Raw genomic sequence first — 16,369 nt, forward strand, 5'->3', positions numbered from 1 at the left:
GGCGGCATCGCCCTTTAGCGGCGATTCCAGGGCCAGCTGCAGCGCCACTGGCTTGGTCGTGTCGTTGCGCAGGGGGATGCTGAGGTCGTATTCGACGCCGTAGTTGCCGTGGGCGGCCCAGGCGGTGCCTGGGTAATAGGCCTGGAGCTCGGCGGTTTGTACCTGGCCGCTGCCGAGAGTGCCCCGCTCCAGGCTGCTGATCGGCCAGGAGATCGGCGCCCGGCTCACGCTCAGCCAGTTTTTGCCCGGATCGCTGAGGCGGCTGCGCCAGGTGCTGCCCACCTGCACCCCACTCACCCGCGAGTACACCATCCCCCCTTTGCTGCCCCGCGGGCTGGGGGCGTGCTCCCGGGGGCTGAGTCCCCCCTCCAGCAGGGCGGCCCAGGTGGCGGCGTCCGGGGGCTCATTGCCGCGGCCGAAGGCCGCCAGGGTGGCCAGGCTCACGGGACCAGAGCTTTCCAGCCGCAGCTGCAGGTTGCGGCCGTTGAGCAGGGGGTCCAGGCCCCGCACCGGCAGGGGCAGCACGATCAGGGTGGTGGGAGCGCCTGTGGTCAGGGTCCAGCTGGTGGGCAGCTCGGGGCTGCGCTGGCGGGCCAGCAATTCGGTGGCCACCCGGCTGCCGGGGCCAGCCCACACCGGCGTAGTGCCCTGAACCATCAGGGATGGCAGGGGCAGGAAGGGGGCGCCGGCCTGGCCGGGATCCACCGCCTGAGACAGGGCCGTTGAGCCAGCCAGCAGCTTCAGAGTTACGGGGCCGGGGCCGCGGGGAGCGGCCAGCACCGCCAGCCACATGGTGGAGTCGAGGCTCTCCGGCTTGCCCGCATACACGTGATGGCTGAACAGATCAAAGCGGCCGTTTAGCGCCACATCCAGGTGGGCTGCAGGCACGCCGCGGCCGGCGCCGGGGAAAGTGGAGAGCAGGATCCCTGGCGCCCGAATCAGCTCGGGGTTGTTGTCGTTTACCAGCAGCAGCTGGTCCAGCCCGCCGCTCAAGGGCGCCACGGTCTGGGGGCGCAGCAGCGGGGCCGCTGGGTTGGCTTTGGTCTGGGTCAGGGCGGGGGCAGCCAGGCTGGTTAGCAGCAGCAGGGGCAGCCAGCTGGCCTGGAGCAGGCGAGGGCGGTTCATTTACGGCCTACCAGGGTTTTTGAAACTTCAGCTGCCATGGCGCGGATCAGATCGGTGGAGCGGGGGTCGTTGAACGGACCTTTAACCATGAAGGCCGCCACGGCGCGCTGGCCGTTGGGGAGCTGGATCAGGGCCGCATCGGCGTAGGCAATGCCGATATCACCGGTTTTGTTGTAGACGGTGATGCCGAAACTGAGCAGTTCGCTGTCGGGGTCGGCGGCATCTTTACCGAGTCCCTGGAGTAAGCCCAGGGGAATCAGGGTGTTGGTGCGGGAGCTGCCCATGATTTCCCTAAACAGGTCCCGAGCCCGGGGACTCAGGATTTCGCCGACATCCACCATGGCGATCGACTTGGCCAGGTCGCGGCTGCTGGTGGTGTTGGTGCCTTCGAGATCGGGCAGCCAGTTATTGACTGCCGTTGAGGGCAGGCCCATGGCGGTGAACCGCTCATTGAGGGTCGTTTTGCCGCCTAAACGCTTGATCAGCAGGTTGGTGGCGCTGTTGTCGCTCACCCGGATCATTTCGGTGGCCGCTTCAAAAAACGGGAAGCGGGTGCCCACCGGTTTGTTGGCCATCCAGCCGGCTCCGCCGCCCACCACCTCTTTGGTGAGGGGCAGGGGCTCGTTCCAGCGCAACTTGCCGTTGTCGAGGTCTTCCAGGCCTGCCAGCAGGATCGGCGTTTTGATTGAGCTGGCGGCAGGCAGGGGTAGGTCGGGCTGCAGCTGGGCAAAGCGGCCGTCGTCGAGCACCAGCAGGAAGGCGCTGGCGGTGAGGCCTTTCTGGGCTGCTGCCAGCTCGCTCCAGCGCTTGCTCACCGCTGCCAGCTCCGTGCGGGCTTCGAACTGTCCCGGATCGAGGCCCTTGCTATTGCGGGCTGCGCCGAGGTCGAGGCTGGGGGCCTTGCTGGCGCCTTGGGCCAGGCGGGGGGCCAGCAGCTTGAGGCTGGTGCCGGTGACCACGCCCAGACCAATTCCCATCACCACCAGGCGCAACACCAACCGAAAGGGGCCTCCCCAGCGGTTCTTGGGGCTACGGGGCTGACGGCCAGCGGTCACGGGCCACTCCAACGAAGTGACCTGAAGTTAAGGGGTCTGGCCAGGGTTGCTCCCGCGCTCACTAGCCCAGCGCAGCTGGCGCACCATGCCGCGCACCAGGGCCACCTCTTCAGTGGAGATTTGGGCCCGCTGTAGCAGCCCCCGCAGCTTGGCCATGCGGGCGTGGGCAGTGTGGGGATGGAGGAAGCCCACGTCGAGCAGCAGGGCCTCGGCATCGCCGAGCATCGCTTCGAGGGCCTGGCGGTCGCTTGGCTCCGGCAGGGCGCCAACCTCAGGGCTGCTTTCTAAGCCGCTCCCTAAGCAATGCCAGCTATGCAGCACCAGGGCTGCAGCGTGGGAGAGGTTGAGGGAGGCATAGGCGTCGCCGCTGCCCAGGGTGAGCAGCTGGCCAGCCTGGAGCAGCTCGTCGTTGCTGAGGCCCCGATCCTCCCGGCCGAACACCAGGGCGCAGGGCCCCCTGGCCTGGGCCAGCCAGCGCAGGGCCGGCTCCGGTGCTTGCAGGGGTAGGGGCTCGCCGGAGCGCCGGCCGCTGGTGGCCACCACCCGGCAGCAGTCGGCCAGGGCGGCGCTGAGACTGGGGAACAGGCGGGCCTGCTCCAGCAGCCAGCTGCCGTGTACGGCCATGCGCCGGGCCTCCTCCCCGAGGTGGTCGCAGCGGGGCGCCACCAGGCGCAGCTCAGCTACGTCGAAGTTGGCGCAGAGGCGAGCAACGCTGCCGACGTTGAGCGGCCCGGAGGGTTCCACCAGCACTACGGCCAGCTGGGCGGCGCCGCTCACACAAGACCGTTCAGATAGGCCAGCAGGTCCGCCATGGCCTGGGGTTCCGGTTGGAAGCGGGGCATCGGCGGCGTGCGGCCACTCACCACCTGCTGGATCAGCTGGCGGGAGCTCTTGCGGGCGGCGACCCCGTGGAGATTGGGGCCCACCAGCCCTTGGGCGGCGATGCCGTGGCAGCCGGCGCAATTGAGCCGAAACAGCCGGCCGCCCTTCTCGCTGGAGCCGCTGAGCTCAAGGGTCTGACGGCTGTAGGGATCGGCCTGGGCTGCAGGCAGCACTAGCAACACCGCCACGATGCAGGCCGCGGCCGCCATGCCCACAAGGGCAGCGATCAGGCCGCGGCGCCCTTTAGCGGCATCTGGGTTTAGGGGTTGGCCGGTCACAGTTGGTGCGGGGCGCTCGCGATGGGGGGGATGGGCGTGGAACAATTGTGCCCTGAACGCCTTGTCAGTGCTCCCATGATCGAACCCCTGCTCTGCGGCATCGTGCTCGGTCTAATCCCCGTGACCCTGGCTGGTTTGTTTGTAGCCGCCTGGAACCAGTATCGCCGTGGCACCCTGCTCGACTGAGCTTTTGTCTGAGCTTCAGACGGCGCTTCAGTTGACTTGGTCCAGCAGCAGCAAGCTGGTGCTGCCGTAGCGGCGTTCATCGCGCTTGCTCCACCCGGCTGGAATCGCTGGCAGCTTGGAGCTGGCGCATTCCCAGATCAAGGTGCCGCCTGGATTGAGCCAGCCTCCTGCCAGCACAGCACTGGCTATCTGGGCATAAAGGTCTGCGGCGTAGGGGGGGTCGGCATAGATCAAATCAAAGGCTGCCTGTTGATTTGGCTCCGCCAGCCAACGCCCCACCTCGCGGCAGTGCACCGCCCAGGCGCTTGCTTGGCGGCCGGCGTCACCTAGCCCCTGATGCACCGCTTCGAGATTGGTACGGGTCACGGCGGCGATGCGGCGGTCCTGCTCGATCGCCACAACTCGGCTAGCACCCCGATGCAGGGCTTCGCAGGCCATAGCGCCGCTGCCGCTGCATAGATCCAGCCAGGCGCAGCCGGGCAGCTCGGCTGCCAGCAGGTTCATTACCGCCAGCCGCACCCGGGAGCTGGTGGGGCGGGCGATGCTCCCCGGTGGACTCTGCAGCCGCCGGCCCCCGCTAAGCCGCAGGCTCATAAGGCAGCGAGCCAGGCCAGCCAGCGGCGCAGGATCGCCTCGCCGTGGGGGCCTGATTTTTCCGGGTGAAACTGGCAGGCGCCAATGGCTCCTTGCCAGACAGCGGCGGTGACAGCGGTGTCGGCGAAGCGCACCAGGGCGGTGTTGCAGGCCGGATCACTGGGCTCGGCGGCGTAGGAGTGCACGAAATACACCCAGCTCTCCGGGCTGCCGGCCGGTAGCAGGGGACTGGGGTTTGCTGGCACCAGGGGCTCCCAGCCCATGTGCGGAATCGGGTGGCCTGGCCGGCGGGGCAGGGCCCGCACCCGCCCCTTGAGCAGGCTCAGACCAGTTGCTTCGCCCTCGTCACTGGCCTCAAACAGCAGCTGCAGCCCCAGGCAAATGCCCAGCAGGGGCCGGCCGGCATCGCACCAGGTCGTGATCGCCTCGGCCAGACCACCCTGGCGCAGGCGCTCCATCGCCGGATCAAAGGCTCCCACCCCTGGCAGCACCAGGGCCTTGCAGCCCTCCATTTCGGCGCCGCTTTGAACGGGCTGGACCGTTGCGCCAAGCCGTTCGAAAGCTCGCTGCACAGAGTGCAGATTGCCCATGCCGTAATCGATCAAGCCGAGGCGACTCATGGGGCCGAAGAACTGGGTTGGCGGCGGCCGGGCTCCGTAAGCAGCTGCTCTGGAGGCACCTCCAGCCCGTTGAGTGTGTCGAGCAGCTGGTAGAGCCGGCCGATGCGGCGGCGATTGAAGTGGAAATTCAGGCAGGGGCGCAGCAGGCCGGCATCGTCGACGGTCTCGCTCGCCTGGATAACACCCTCATCCACCAGATCATCGAACTGCAGGTTGAGGGCAGCTAGCTGAACTGGCTGCAGGGCGCAGTTGAGCAGCAGCTCGATGCGGTTGTCGCCCAGCCTGGCGGAGTGAAAAAGGCGATAGAAGCGGCTGATGTGGGCCACTGCCTCCTCGGCACTGTGGGCCTCCCTCAATATGTCGCCGTCTTCGGGGGAGATCAGGCCGCTGGCGGCCAACCCCTGGCTGACATCCCGCTTCCAGCCGCTCCAAAAGGGGTTGCCGGGAGGGGCAAGCAGCACCAGGGGAATCGGTGGGGTGCGGCCGGTTTGGATCAAGGTGAGCGATTCGAATAGCTCGTCGAGGGTGCCGAAGCCGCCTGGCATCACCACCAGGGCATCGCTCTCACGCAAAAAGAAAAGTTTGCGGGTGAAGAAATAGCGGAAGTGGAGCAGCCGGCCATCGCAGCTGCTCACAAAGCGGTTGGCGTGCTGCTCAAACGGCAGGTCCACGTTGAGGCCGATGCTGGCCTCGCAGCCGGCACCGCTGTTGGCGGCCTCCATAATGCCGCCGCCGGCGCCGGTCATTACGTCAAATCCAGCGGCCACCGCATAGCGGGCCAGCTCTTCGGCCAACGCGTAGCTGGGGTCGCTTTGCACCGTGCGAGCTGAACCGAAGACGGTGATCTTGCGGGTGTGGCGGCGGGGGCGAAAGACCTCAAGGGCCTCACTGATGTCGGCCAGCGCGCCACTGATCAGCCGCCATTCATCCCGGCCATGCTCGTGGCGACCCACCTGCAGCAGGGAAACCAGGGAGCGCTCGATCAGATGCCGCTGGGGGTGGTTTTCGAGCTCATGGGCCAGAACCTGCAAAGGGCTCTGGCCGAAATGGGATGGGTCGCTCAGGACTAGATGCTCAACTGCGCTCAGAGGTACTTGGAAATTGTGGACGACAGGGTTGTTTTAGGTACGGCACCAACCACCGTGTCGACCTTTTGGCCCCCCTTGAAGATCATCAGGGTGGGGATGCTGCGGATGCCGTACTGGCTGGCGACGTTTGGATTTTCGTCGGTGTTTAGCTTGAAAACTTTGATCTTGCCTTCGAATTCGGTGGCGATTTCGTCGACGATTGGCGCCACCATGCGGCAAGGGCCGCACCAGGGGGCCCAGAAGTCGATCAGCACGGGCAAATCACTTTTGAGCACGTCTTGCTCAAAGGAGGCATCAGTGACAGCAGCGGCGCTGGACATCCTTGCAGGATCAGGGTTTGGCGAATCTAGCAAGGTTGTTTAAGGCCTACCCACGACCGTTGCAGGTCGTGATCCGGTGAGCCTGGGCAGGGAGAAGACAAAAGGCCCGGACGCGCCGGGCTGGAGGGTGTGAGGAGTGTGAGAGCCGAAGCTCGCACCTGCTGAGGCTAACGCTGCAATCTGTCCCGCCTGCAGCAACAACCGCCCTTGCTTATTTGCCCATGCCTAGCTGCTGGGCTTTTTGGTAGACCTTGCCTTCAGTGAGCAGGGATGGGGCGACCACCACCTCCACTTTCTGCATGTCTTTGATGGTGCGGGCGCCGAGGGTGCCCATTGAGGTGCGAATGCAGCCCAGCAGGTTCTGGGTGCCGTCATCGAGACCGGCCGGACCCCGCAAAATTTTTTCCAGGCTGCCGGTGGTGCCAACTTTGATGCGGGTGCCGCGGGGCAGCACCGGGCTAGGGGTTGCCATGCCCCAGTGGAAGCCCCGGCCGGGGGCCTCGCTGGCGCGGGCAATGGGGGAACCGATCATCACGGCGTCGGCGCCGCAGGCCAGGCACTTGCAGATGTCACCGCCGTTGACGATGCCGCCATCGGCCACGATCGGTACGTAGCGGCCGCTCTCGGTGAAATATTCGTCGCGGGCGGCGGCACAGTCGGAAACTGAGGTGGCTTGGGGAATGCCTATACCCAGCACACCGCGGCTGGTGCAGGCAGCACCGGGGCCGATGCCCACCATCACGCCGGCGGCGCCGGCCCGCATCAACTTCAGTGCCACCTCATAGGTGACGCAATTGCCAATGATCACGGGCACCCCGAAGGTGCGGCAAAGGTGCTCAAGATCCAGGCTCTCCTGGCCCTCAGGGCCGATGTGCTCGGTGCTGACCACCGTTGCCTGCACGAAGAAAAGGTCGGCGCCGGCTTCGGCGATGGCCTTGCCGAATCGCAGGGCGGCCACTGGAGTGGCGCTCACCGCCGCGATGCCGCCCTGCTGCTTGATCTCGGCAATCCGCTGACGGATCAGGTCTTCCCGCACCGGCTGGCTGTAGAGCTCCTGCATCAGGGGCACGAAGTCCTCCTTGCCCACCGCGGCGATGCGGTCGAGGATGGGATTGGGGTCGTCGTAGCGGCACTGGACGCCCTCCAGGTTCAAAACGCCTAGGGCTCCCTGTTTGCTCAGTTCCACCGCCATGGCCACATCGACCACCCCGTCCATGGCACTGGCGATGATCGGAATCTCGCGGCTGATGCCGCCGAGGCTCCAACTGCTGTCCGTGATAGCTGGATCAACCGTGCGGCCACCCGGCACCAGGGCGATCTCGTCGATGCCGTAGGCACGACGCACAGTGCGGAAGCGACCGAGCTGAATGTCCACCTGGAGTTAACTAATTCGGGACAAGCTATCAACCAGCCGCCCGCAGGCCGCGGGGCAAGGTGGGATCAGGCCTTGCCGCGGAAGGCTTTCCAGCTTTGGCTCAGACCGCCCAGCAGCCGTTCGCGCTCGCTGCTGCGCAGCAGTTTGGGAATGCCGTAGCGCACCGCCCACACCACCCCAGCTAGCTCGAGCAGGCCGGGCACCAGGGGCAGGCTGTCGAGGGCACCCAGCACGGCGCTGTAGACCCGCACCACCAGCAGCAGGCCCACCAGGCCAGCCAGGATGGTGACCGGTTTGCGGGCCTGGGCCCACAGGTTGTTGAGCTCGTTTTGATCGAGCCACTGGCGCAGCTTGCCCAGCAGCACCTCCCACTCACCACCTTCGCCGCTTTGGGGCCCGGCTTCGTCACTGAACGAGTTGGAGCCGGCGCTGGGACTGGCTTCAATTACCAGGGTGGCGGCAATGCTGGGTTCGGGGGGCGCCGCCTCTGGAGCGGGCTGTTGAACAGCCCCGTCGGGGTTGGTGGTGGTGTCGTCGGCCATGGCGGGCGGCGCGGCGGGGATAGGAATGTGGCGGGAGCTTAGGTGCGGTTGGCTAAGACTCCAAGCCCTAGGCCTCAATCGGCAGCAAGCTGGGGCGGCTGCTCAGCGGCACGACCGGTAGGCGCAGGGGGAAGCTGCCGTCGATCAGGGCCGCTATTAAGGCCTCGCAGGCGGCGGCGGCCAGTCGCGGGCTGTGGGAGGGCGCACAGGCCACCGAGCGGCCTCCCACCTGGATCGTGCCGCTGAGCAGTTCGGCGTAGCTCACCGAGCCCAGGCTGGGTTTGATCCGCCGCGGCACCGACAGGTCGAGCACGGGCGCCTCGAGCTCCTGGGGGCCAGCGGCGGCCTGGCGCGCTACATCGGCATTGATCAGGGGCACAGGCGCCGCAATCGCAATCAGTAGGGCGCTGCCATGGCCCTCAAAAAAACAAGGGCGCACCCACTCGGGTCGCAGGCCGTGTAAGTCCACGCTCACGGCGGCGGCCGCGCCGGGGGTGCGGGCGTGGCCGCTGGCCTGGCGCCGGCAACCGGGCTGGTGGCCGCTGCCAGCCCCTATCACCCAGCCGATGGCGCCGCCTACCAGCACCGGTGAGCCAGGCCCCAGCAGCGACAAACCCGGCATGGTGAGGCCGATGCTGCCGGCGCCGCCGCAGGAATAAAGGGCGTTGGCGGCTGGACCCAGCAGGGTGCCGTAGGGGCTGGGGCAGGGCCCTTCCGCCTGGCTGAGGGCGACTACGCCGTTTTCACTGATGGCCCGCTGCAGCAGCAGCCGGCCAGCGCCGATCTGCTCCAGCCCCAGCTCCGTGTGCAGCTCCCGGCGGGGGTGCAGGGCGGTGGCCTCGCCGCTGGCGTTGAAGGGCAGGGCCCGGCCCTGCAGCAGGGCGCCGAGCAGCTGGGCGCCGCCCATCGCATCGCCTAGGCCACCGCCGATCGGCAGCACCAGCTCGCCGCTGCCGCAGCCCGCCAACCCCGCCACTCCGGCCAGCTGGCCGTCGCGCAGGCGGATCGGTGGATCCGTGGGGCCGAGGCTTAGGAGCAGGCTGGCCTGGTCGCTGAAGCCCGCATCGGCTGCCACCACCACATCAGTGCTGGCGTAGGCCTCGGCCAGCCCGGCTTGCAGCACCAGGCTGCGAAAATCAGCGGCGGCGCGCACCTGCAGCTGGCCCCGTTGCTGCTTGAGCCTTAGCTCCGCCTCCTGGCGTGGCGGGAATGGATCGGATTTGGGCATTCCCCCTGGGCTTTAGATAAACTGACCACTGGTAAAGACGGTCATCCATGGCGGACCCCAGCGAACCCGGTGCTGATATTCCGGGGGAGTCCGGTGGCAACGGTGATTCGAGGATCATCCTGACCGATCTGCGCAACGAGATGTCGCGCTCCTATTTGGAGTATGCGATGAGCGTGATCGTGGGTCGGGCCCTGCCCGATGCCCGCGATGGCCTTAAGCCGGTGCACCGGCGCATCCTTTACGCCATGTATGAGCTGGGTCTCACCAGCGACCGGCCCTATAGGAAGTGCGCCCGTGTGGTGGGTGAGGTGCTTGGTAAGTACCACCCCCACGGCGATACGGCCGTCTACGACGCCCTGGTGCGGATGGCCCAGGACTTCAACATGCGCATGCCCCTAGTCAATGGGCATGGCAACTTTGGCTCGGTGGACGGCGACCCCCCGGCCGCCATGCGTTACACCGAATCACGGCTGCAGGCGCTGACCACCGACAGCCTGCTCGACGATATCGAAGCCGAAACGGTCGATTTCGCCGACAACTTTGATGGCTCCCAGCAGGAGCCCACCGTGATGCCGGCGCGGATTCCGCAGCTGCTGCTCAACGGCTCTACCGGCATCGCCGTGGGCATGGCGACCAACATCCCACCCCACAACCTCACTGAGCTGATCGACGGCACGCTGGCGCTGATCGCCAACCCCGACATCGACGATCTGCAGTTGATGGCGATCATCCCGGGGCCGGATTTCCCCACGGGAGGTCAGATCTTGGGTCGCCGCGGTATCCGTGACACCTACACCACCGGCCGCGGTTCAGTGACGATGCGGGGCGTCGCCTCGATTGAAACGCTGGAGGTGAAGGGCCGCCCCGATCGCGATGCGGTGATCATCACCGAATTGCCCTTCCAAACCAACAAGGCCTCGCTGATTGAGCGGATCGCCGAGCTGGTTAACGACAAGAAGCTGGAGGGGATCTCTGATATCCGCGATGAATCCGACCGCGATGGCATGCGGATCGTGATCGAATTGCGCCGTGATGCCTACCCCCAGGTGGTGCTGAACAACCTGTTCAAACTCACGCCGCTGCAAAACAACTTCAGCGCCTACATGCTGGCGTTGGTGAGGTCGGAGCCGGTGCTGCTCACCCTGCGCAAGATGCTGCAGGTGTTTCTCGACTTCCGCATCGAGACGATCGAGCGCCGCACCCGCTACTTCCTGCGCAAAGCCGAGGAGCGCGACCACATCTTGCTGGGCCTGCTGCTGGCCCTAGACCAACTCGATCCGATCATTGCCCTGATCCGGGCTGCTTCCGATGCGGCCACGGCCCGCGTGCAGCTGCAGGAGCGCCACGGCCTCAGTGAGATCCAGGCCGACGCCATTCTGCAGATGCAGCTGCGGCGACTGACGGCCCTCGAGGCCGACAAGATCCGCCTTGAGCATGAGGATTTAGTCGCCAAGATTGCCGACTACAAAGACATCCTGGCCAATCGCGAGCGCGTACTCACGATCATCACCGAAGAGCTCGGTGCGATCCGCACTCGCTACAACTCGCCCCGCCGCACGGAGATTCTGGATCTCGAGGGCGGCCTCGAGGATATCGACCTGATCGCTAATGAGCGCTCGGTGGTGTTGCTCACCGAGAACGGCTACCTAAAGCGGATGCCGGTGAGCGAATTCGAGGCCACCAGCCGCGGCACCCGCGGCAAGGCCGGCACCAAGACCCAGGGTGAGGAGGCGGTGCGGCTATTCATCAGCTGCAACGACCACGACAACCTGCTGCTGTTCTCCGATCGCGGCGTTGTTTACACCGTGCCGGCCTATCGGGTGCCGATCAGCAGCCGCGCTGCCAAGGGCACGCCGATTGTGCAGATGTTGCCGATTCCCCGCGAGGAGCAGATCACCTCGTTGCTGGCGGTTAGCGAATTCACCGATGACGGTGTGCTGGTGATGCTCACCAGTGGCGGCACGATTAAGCGCACCCGTCTATCGGCCTTTGCCAACATCCGCTCCAATGGCTTGATCGCCATCGATTTGGTGGAGGCGGATGCCCTCACCTGGGTGCGCTTGGCCCTGCCCGGCGACAGCATCCTGATCGGCTCGCGCAACGGCATGACCATTCACTTCCGTCTCAACGACGAGGAGTTGCGGCCCCTGGGCCGCACCGCCCGCGGCGTGCGGGCCATGAACCTGCGCCCCGGCGACCAGCTGGTGAGCATGGATGTGCTGCCCGCCGAGCTGGCCGATCGGGTGGCCAGTTCGGCGGGCGCCGAAGACGATGACAGTGAGGAGGTGGCACCGAGCGAGGGTCCTTGGGTGCTGGTGGCCAGTGCCAGCGGCCTGGGTAAGCGGGTGCCGGTGGATCAGTTCCGCCTGCAGAAGCGCGCCGGCATGGGCCTGCGGGCGATCAAGTTCCGCAATAAGGGTGATGTGCTGGTGGGCCTCAAGGTGCTCGGGGCTGGCGAGGAGCTGCTGCTGGTGAGCGAGAAGGGGGTGATCGTGCGCACCCAGGCCGATGCGGTGCCGCAGCAGTCGCGGGCGGCTACGGGCGTGCGCTTGCAGAAGCTCGATGCCCGCGATCGCCTCAGCGAAGTGGTGCTGGTGCCACCGGCTGCCGAGGAGGAGGAAGTGCCCGTCGACGAGGAGGCGCCCCCTTTGGAGGTGGTCGCCCTGGATGAAGCTGTCGCCCTCACCACCGAAGACGCCGGCGCTTCCCCTGCCGAACTTGAAAGCCCAGCCAGCGAGGGGTGACCATGGCGTCGTTTGTGCGGCTCGCGGCCAAGGCGCGTGCGGCCGAAGCCATCCAGCGCGACCAGCAGAGCACCCTGTCACAACAGGATTTCAAGGCCTTTCATGCCGCCATCGCCCAGCCGTTTGAGCCCAACGCCGCCCTGCAGGATGCGTTGGAGCAGGGCTGCACGCGCGTGAGCCGTGTTTGAGGAGGAGCTGCTCGACCCAACCCGTCACAATCGCAAGGAGTTTTGCTGTGGCGAGCCCGCCCTCGATCGCTTTTTAAAACAGCAGGCGCACCAGAACATGCGCCGTGGTGTTAAACAGGCATTCGTGCTGGTTCCTGCAGAAGCCCCTGGCCGTACAACGTTGCCTCCATGCCAGTGCCTCGGTCGGAGGGTATGCCCTGGTTGTTGATGCCAAGACTCCTGCTGCGGTGGCGTTTTATGCGGACCATGGTTTCCGTCCCTTTAAGGACACCCCACGAAGCCTCTATCTGCCCCTGTGATGCAGCATGAGCTCTCTTTCGACCGGTGTGATGCCCACTGATGTGCTGGTGGTGGGCGCAGGCCCGGCGGCCCTGGCCATCGCCGCTGAGCTGGCGGAGCAGGGGCTGGCGGTGGCAGTGCTGGCGGCGACTGATCCTCGCGAACCCTGGCCCAACACCTACGGGATCTGGGGAGACGAGGTGGATGCGCTAGGCCTGGGCCACCTGCTGGAGCACCGCTGGAGCGACACCTGCAGTTACTTCGGCTCCGGCAGCAGCGACCCTGCCGATCCAGCCAACAGCCCCACGCGCCACGGCCGCGACTACGGCCTGTTCGACAAAACGCGCTTGCAGCAGTTCTGGCTGGAGCGTTGTGAGGCCGCCGGCGTGCAGTGGCTGCGCGGGCAGGCACAGGAGCTGAGCCATGGGAGTGGCCGCAGCCAGGTGCGCTATGCCCCTGCTCGTGCTGCCGATCTAGCGGTGATCGAGGCGCGGCTGGTGGTGGATGCCAGCGGCCACAAGGCGGTGTTTGTGCAGCGGCCTGAGCGGGGGCCGGTGGCGGGCCAAGCTGCCTACGGCGTGGTGGGACGCTTCACGGCGCCGCCGGTGCAGTCGGGGCAATTCGTGCTGATGGATTATCGCGCCGATCACCTCAGCGAAGCGGAGCGGCAGGAGCCCCCCACTTTTCTTTATGCGATGGATCTGGGGCAGGGACGGTTTTTTGTCGAGGAGACCTCCCTGGCCCTGGCTCCGCCGGTGCCCTACGCCACGCTCAAGCAGCGCCTCGAGCGGCGGTTGGCCCATCGCGGTGTGGCGATCGAGCAGGTGGAGCACGAGGAGTTTTGCCTGTTTCCGATGAACCTGCCGCTACCGGATTTGGATCAGCCCGTGCTGGCCTTTGGTGGGGCTGCGGCGATGGTGCATCCAGCCTCCGGCTACATGGTGGGGGCGCTACTGCGCCGGGCGCCGGTGCTGGCGGCGGCGGTGGCGGCGCGGCTGCGGGCTGAACCGGCCGCCGACTCGCTGCAGCTGGCCCAGGCGGGCTGGCAGGCGCTCTGGCCCCCGGAGCTGCGCCGTAAACACGCCCTCTACCAATTTGGGCTGGAGAAATTGATGCGCTTCTCGGAGCCCCAGCTGCGCAGTCACTTCACCAGCTTCTTTTCCCTGCCCAGCGCCCAGTGGTACGGCTTTTTGATCAATACGCTCAACCTGGGCGAGCTGCTGGCGGCGATGCTTGCCCTATTTGCCACGGCACCCTGGAGCGTGCGCTGGGGCCTAATGGGCATGCGGGGCCGGGAGTTGCAGCTGGGCCTGCGCATGCTCTGGCCGTTAGGACTCTGATGGGGCGGCGTCTGCCCAGGCTTTGGCCCCGCTCGATCGGCAATCAATGCCTGCTGATGTTGCCGTTGGGGCTAATGGTCGGCCTGCTCTGGCCTGAGGCCGCGGAGATGCTTAAGCCTGTAGGGCGGGTGTTTCTGCAGGCCTCCCAGATCGTGGTGATGCCCTTTCTGATCTGTGAGCTGGTGGTGGGGTTCGGCTCTTTGCGGCCGGGAATGATTCGCAGCTTTGCCCGCTCGGGGTTGCTGGTGCTGCTCGGGCTTTGGCTGGTGGGGGGCTTGCTGGTGGTGCTGCTGCCCCAATTCCTGCCGCCGTTGGTCACCTCCCAGTTTTTCCACGCTGGCTTGTTTGACCGCCCTGAACCTGTGGACTTGCTGGAGACATATCTGCCAGACAACATTTTCAGCGGCCTCGCGAATGACAACTTCCCCGCAGTGGTGCTGTTCAGTGCAGTTCTGGGCATTTTGCTGCAGGGCGTAGAGCAAAACCAGCGCCTTCTGGCTCCGCTGGAGGTGATGCGCGACTTGTTTGCACGACTCAACAAGCTGACGGCTCGGATGATCCCCTTTGGCATCTTTGCCTTGACAGCCCTCAACGTCTCTCGCCTGGATTGGCCCCAGTTGCTTCGAATCCAGGGCTTCTTTCAGCTTTCTCTAGTGGCCTTCCTAGTGCTGAGCCTGGTCTGCGCTGCGGCAGTACTGCTCCTGACTCCCTTGCCCCCGGCACAGTTGTGGTGGGTTGTGAAAGGCCCCCTGGCCCTCACCGCCAGTAGCGCAAACCTACTGATGGCCCTGCCAATGCTTGTGGATAACCTCCGCCATGCGTTGCCCGCGTCCCTGGATCCCTCTGGCCGGCAGCTCCAGGCTGTCGACGAGATCGCCCCACTGGTTTCGCTTGGCTTTGCCCTACCCACTCTTGGTCAAGTTGCGGCGCTTTGGTTTATTCCCTTCGCCGGCTGGTATGTGGATCAGCCACTCCAGCCCTCTGCCACACTGCGGATGCTTGTCTCCGCAATACCTGCAGCGGTATCGGGTCTGAAGGCGGTGATCCGCCAGGAGCTCCAGGCCCATGGCTTGCCACTCGACTTGCTCCAGCTGGTGTACATCAACGGCGAATGGCTTTATCGCTTTGAGAAGGTGCTGGCGCTGGAGGGTTTGGTGGTCCTGGTCACTCTGGTCTATGCCTCGACTGTTGCCGCTTTGCGTCCGCGCCCCTTGCCCCTAGTGGTAGGTCTTGCTGCCATTGGGCTGCTTCTGGGAGGCCTCGGTGCCGGTGCCCGTATCTATCTAGATCGCTCCCTGGCGGGGACCTACAGCAACGACCGCAAATTGCTGGCTCTGGCTTCAGCCAGCAGCGGTCCACAACCCGCCGTTTTGCGGCACCTCAAGCCTGAATTGGTGGCCCTGGCCGCCATTTTGGATCGAGGTGTGCTTCGGGTTGGGGTGCGTTCCGACGGTCTGCCCTGGGCCTTTCTAAACGGTCGTGGCGAGCTAGTGGGATACGACCTGGATATGGTTAAGGGATTTGCAAGCAGCCTTGGCGTTCGGCTGGAGGTGCGTCAGGCGCAGCTTCAGACCCTGGAGCAGTGGCTGGACAAAGAGTTAATTGATGTAGCGGTCGGGGGCATCCAATCCATTCCCCAGCGGGCGGCGCGTCACCAGCTCAGTCGCGGTTACCAAAGCGTGCATCTGGCCCTAGTTGTTCCTGATGCCAAGGTGGCCATGATTCAGAACCTGCGACAGCAGCCCCTTGATAAGCCCCTGCGGCTGGGGGTGAGCGATCCGCAGCTACTCAACCCTGAGTTGCACCAACAGATTCGCCGCGAGCTGGTTGGTGATGGTGGAAAGCTCAGCTTGCAGTTGGTTCCGCTGGCTCAGAAGCAGCAGTTTTTCAACTCCGCTGCTGAGAGTGACCTGGATGGACTGCTCACCACTGCAGAAGGGGGCTCAGCCTGGGCGATACTCCACCCTCGCACCGCCTTGATTGCCCCCTTCGATAATCACCTTGGCAGTGAGCTGGTATGGGCAATTGCCGGCGATGATCCCGCGATGCTGCGCTATGTCGACGCCTGGTTGGCGCGTGAGCAGGCCCGAGGGCGGACCCAGGAGCTCTTCAATCATTGGGTGCTGCTCGGTAGTTGAGGAGTAGATGCTGCTCAGTGGCCGCCGCTGGCGATTGGGTCTATCTAGCCAATCAATTCCAAGTATTTATGCTTCCGCTCAGTCTGGGGCCCAATGCAAGCAATATTTGCTAGAAGAGGGAAGTGATGATTTTACTCTGGAGTATTTCGCCTGGAATGTTTTCGTCTGGTTTAAATTATAAGCCCCAGCGATGCCCTAATTGCTGGCACCATAGACAAATTGTGGTGTTGCTGCCCTCCCGCTCTCATTGCTTGAGCTTGAGTTATGGCCGAGTGGTAATTAATAAGCATGTGTTGAATATTGGCCTACTCTGCGGTAGTTGCACTGAGCCCAGTATGTGCCCGTTCTATTGCGAATGCTGACAGCTACTGGGTGCGCTTGTAATCG

Annotated in this window: 16 protein-coding genes; 5 read left to right on the top strand and 11 right to left on the bottom strand. The window is 65.2% G+C overall.

Annotated features, from left to right (window positions below; translation table 11 throughout):
* The 4 genes from KBY72_RS06900 to KBY72_RS06915 form a co-directional block, all read right to left on the bottom strand.
* A partial coding sequence (locus KBY72_RS06900; protein ID WP_254993299.1) for a DUF3370 domain-containing protein occupies window positions 1-1,125 on the bottom strand: 1,125 nt, incomplete at its 3' end.
* Window positions 1,122-2,102 carry a serine hydrolase gene (locus tag KBY72_RS06905; RefSeq protein WP_254993314.1) on the bottom strand — a complete coding sequence of 327 codons (981 nt, stop codon included), beginning with the start codon at window positions 2,100-2,102 and terminating at the stop codon, window positions 1,122-1,124. The genes KBY72_RS06900 and KBY72_RS06905, both read right to left, overlap by 4 nt.
* 105 nt (window positions 2,103-2,207) lie before the next feature.
* Complete coding sequence (locus KBY72_RS06910) at window positions 2,208-2,957, bottom strand: RNA methyltransferase (protein ID WP_254993300.1); 750 nt, start codon at window positions 2,955-2,957, stop codon at window positions 2,208-2,210.
* Complete coding sequence (locus KBY72_RS06915; protein WP_106501704.1) at window positions 2,954-3,271, bottom strand: c-type cytochrome; 318 nt, start codon at window positions 3,269-3,271, stop codon at window positions 2,954-2,956. The genes KBY72_RS06910 and KBY72_RS06915 overlap by 4 nt, the downstream gene beginning before the upstream one ends.
* 144 nt (window positions 3,272-3,415) lie before the next feature.
* On the opposite strand from KBY72_RS06915, the gene petG reads away from it, so the two are divergent.
* The gene (gene petG / locus KBY72_RS06920) at window positions 3,416-3,526 is read left to right on the top strand and encodes a cytochrome b6-f complex subunit V (RefSeq protein WP_094559756.1); all 111 of its coding nucleotides are present in this window, start codon (window positions 3,416-3,418) and stop codon (window positions 3,524-3,526) included.
* Between the two features lie 27 nt (window positions 3,527-3,553).
* On the opposite strand, the gene rsmD is transcribed toward petG, so the two are convergent.
* The 7 genes from rsmD to KBY72_RS06955 form a co-directional block, all read right to left on the bottom strand.
* The gene (gene rsmD / locus KBY72_RS06925) at window positions 3,554-4,120 is read right to left on the bottom strand and encodes a 16S rRNA (guanine(966)-N(2))-methyltransferase RsmD (RefSeq protein ID WP_254961850.1); all 567 of its coding nucleotides are present in this window, start codon (window positions 4,118-4,120) and stop codon (window positions 3,554-3,556) included.
* The gene (hisH, locus tag KBY72_RS06930; RefSeq protein WP_254961849.1) at window positions 4,117-4,740 is read right to left on the bottom strand and encodes an imidazole glycerol phosphate synthase subunit HisH; all 624 of its coding nucleotides are present in this window, start codon (window positions 4,738-4,740) and stop codon (window positions 4,117-4,119) included. The genes rsmD and hisH overlap by 4 nt, the downstream gene beginning before the upstream one ends.
* Entirely contained in the window at window positions 4,737-5,771 is a 1,035-nt protein-coding gene (locus KBY72_RS06935; RefSeq protein ID WP_254961848.1) for an LOG family protein, read from the bottom strand. Before KBY72_RS06935 ends, hisH begins: the two co-directional genes overlap by 4 nt.
* Window positions 5,772-5,824: 53 nt before the next feature.
* Window positions 5,825-6,148, bottom strand: a complete 324-nt coding sequence (gene trxA, locus KBY72_RS06940) for a thioredoxin (RefSeq protein ID WP_106501486.1) — start codon at window positions 6,146-6,148, stop codon at window positions 5,825-5,827.
* Between the two features lie 211 nt (window positions 6,149-6,359).
* Window positions 6,360-7,523, bottom strand: a complete 1,164-nt coding sequence (locus KBY72_RS06945; RefSeq protein WP_106501487.1) for a GuaB3 family IMP dehydrogenase-related protein — start codon at window positions 7,521-7,523, stop codon at window positions 6,360-6,362.
* Between the two features lie 65 nt (window positions 7,524-7,588).
* Window positions 7,589-8,065: a CAAD domain-containing protein gene (locus KBY72_RS06950; protein ID WP_254961847.1), complete on the bottom strand. Its 477-nt coding sequence runs from the start codon at window positions 8,063-8,065 to the stop codon at window positions 7,589-7,591.
* A 67-nt stretch (window positions 8,066-8,132) separates the two neighbouring features.
* Window positions 8,133-9,293 (bottom strand): homocysteine biosynthesis protein, encoded by a 1,161-nt coding sequence (locus tag KBY72_RS06955; protein ID WP_254993301.1) that lies wholly within the window; start codon window positions 9,291-9,293, stop codon window positions 8,133-8,135.
* Between the two features lie 47 nt (window positions 9,294-9,340).
* Between KBY72_RS06955 and gyrA the strand changes: the two genes are divergently transcribed.
* The 4 genes from gyrA to KBY72_RS06975 all read left to right on the top strand — a co-directional run bounded on the left by gyrA (window position 9,341) and on the right by KBY72_RS06975 (window position 15,982).
* The gene (gyrA, locus tag KBY72_RS06960) at window positions 9,341-12,037 is read left to right on the top strand and encodes a DNA gyrase subunit A (RefSeq protein ID WP_254961845.1); all 2,697 of its coding nucleotides are present in this window, start codon (window positions 9,341-9,343) and stop codon (window positions 12,035-12,037) included.
* A gap of 2 nt (window positions 12,038-12,039) precedes the next feature.
* Window positions 12,040-12,225 (top strand): DUF1778 domain-containing protein, encoded by a 186-nt coding sequence (locus KBY72_RS06965; RefSeq protein WP_254961844.1) that lies wholly within the window; start codon window positions 12,040-12,042, stop codon window positions 12,223-12,225.
* A 305-nt stretch (window positions 12,226-12,530) separates the two neighbouring features.
* The gene (crtL, locus tag KBY72_RS06970; RefSeq protein WP_254961843.1) at window positions 12,531-13,844 is read left to right on the top strand and encodes a lycopene beta cyclase; all 1,314 of its coding nucleotides are present in this window, start codon (window positions 12,531-12,533) and stop codon (window positions 13,842-13,844) included.
* Window positions 13,844-15,982: a cation:dicarboxylate symporter family transporter gene (locus tag KBY72_RS06975; protein WP_254993302.1), complete on the top strand. Its 2,139-nt coding sequence runs from the start codon at window positions 13,844-13,846 to the stop codon at window positions 15,980-15,982. Before crtL ends, KBY72_RS06975 begins: the two co-directional genes overlap by 1 nt.
* Window positions 15,983-16,369 lie beyond the last annotated feature (387 nt).

It is taken from the genome of Cyanobium sp. BA5m-21, from assembly GCF_024346235.1.
Lineage (GTDB): Bacteria > Cyanobacteriota > Cyanobacteriia > PCC-6307 > Cyanobiaceae > Cyanobium_A > Cyanobium_A usitatum.